Source organism: Pedobacter sp. 01N416, assembly GCF_056399685.1.
Genome location: NZ_JBFTRT010000882.1, coordinates 1 through 1261, shown reverse-complemented (window position 1 = coordinate 1261; position 1261 = coordinate 1). Strand labels below are relative to the sequence as shown.

The 1261-nt window shown below is 40.0% G+C and carries 1 protein-coding gene; it reads left to right on the top strand.

Translation table 11 applies throughout. From position 1 onward, the window contains the following. Positions 1-1063: glycoside hydrolase family 5 protein (locus AC1DND_RS28105; RefSeq protein WP_477586178.1), on the top strand; the 1063-nt coding region annotated here is incomplete at its 5' end. Positions 1064-1261: the final 198 nt, after the last annotated feature.

The window sequence follows — 1261 nt, the reverse complement described above, 5'->3', positions numbered from 1 at the left end:
GAGTAGTACGGCTGTACAACTGGCGGCAAAAATGCATTTGGGAATAAATTTTGGCAATACCATGGAATCACCAAAAGAGGGTGATTGGCAGAATAGTAAGCTGACCGAATCGTATGTAAAATTTGTAAAGCAAATTGGATTCAATACTATACGGATTCCTTGTAACTGGAATTGGAGTCATTTAAGTGATCCCGATAAAGTAGAAATTGACAAGGCATGGCTTAATCGGGTGAAAGAAGTAGTTGGATGGTGTGTAGCTAATGATATGTATGTGATGTTGAATACGCACGGAGATAATGGCTGGCTCGAAAATAATGTCAATGCCGCAAAGCAAGAGGAAATTAATGCAAGACTAAAAGCACTTTGGGAGCAGATTGCTACAACCATGCGTGATTTTGACGAACATCTTATTTTTGCCGGTACGAATGAACCTGCGGTTGAAAATGCTGAGCAGATGGCCATACTCAATAGTTATCACGAAACATTCATCAAGGCGGTTCGTTCTACGGGAGGCAGGAACAGTTACCGGGTATTGGTTGTGCAGGGCCCCAGCACTGACCCTACTAAAACCTTTACTTTGATGAATACGATGCCAAAAGACGAAATCCCTAATAAGTTGATGGTCGAGGTGCATGACTACACGCCTTCTACATTTACGATACTAACAGATGGAGATGTAAGTTGGGGCAAAATGGCTTACTACTGGGGAAAAGGGAATCACTCTACTATTGAGCCAGAACGCAACGCTACCTATGGAGAAGAGGATGTGATCGATACTGAATTCAAAAATATTAAACAGAAGTTTGTTGATAAAGGAATCCCTGTGATGCTGGGTGAATATGCAGCCTGGAGAAGGAATGCGATTAACAACCCGAATTATCTTCCTAAAGATCTGGCTATGCACAACAAGTCTGTAAATGACTGGACATATTATCTAACCAAACAGGCTAAAGCGAATGGTATTCTGCCATTCTATTGGGAGATAGGTTTTATGTTAGACAGAGCTAATAATGTGGTAAAGGACCAACCTATGTTAGATGCCCTTATTGCAGGAGGTAAGTAAATAGTAAGAGATACTATAACTAAATAGAAATACAGCTTTGTAGAGGTTCATGCATAGCATTGAATTTAAAAAGAGGTTGTATCATAAAGATGATTTTAGCCCAGACGCTGTCATGTTGAGCCTGTCGAAACACCTTAAAGTGTATTTAAATAGGTCCTTCAACAAGCTCAGGATGACAAATCTATATTTATGATACAC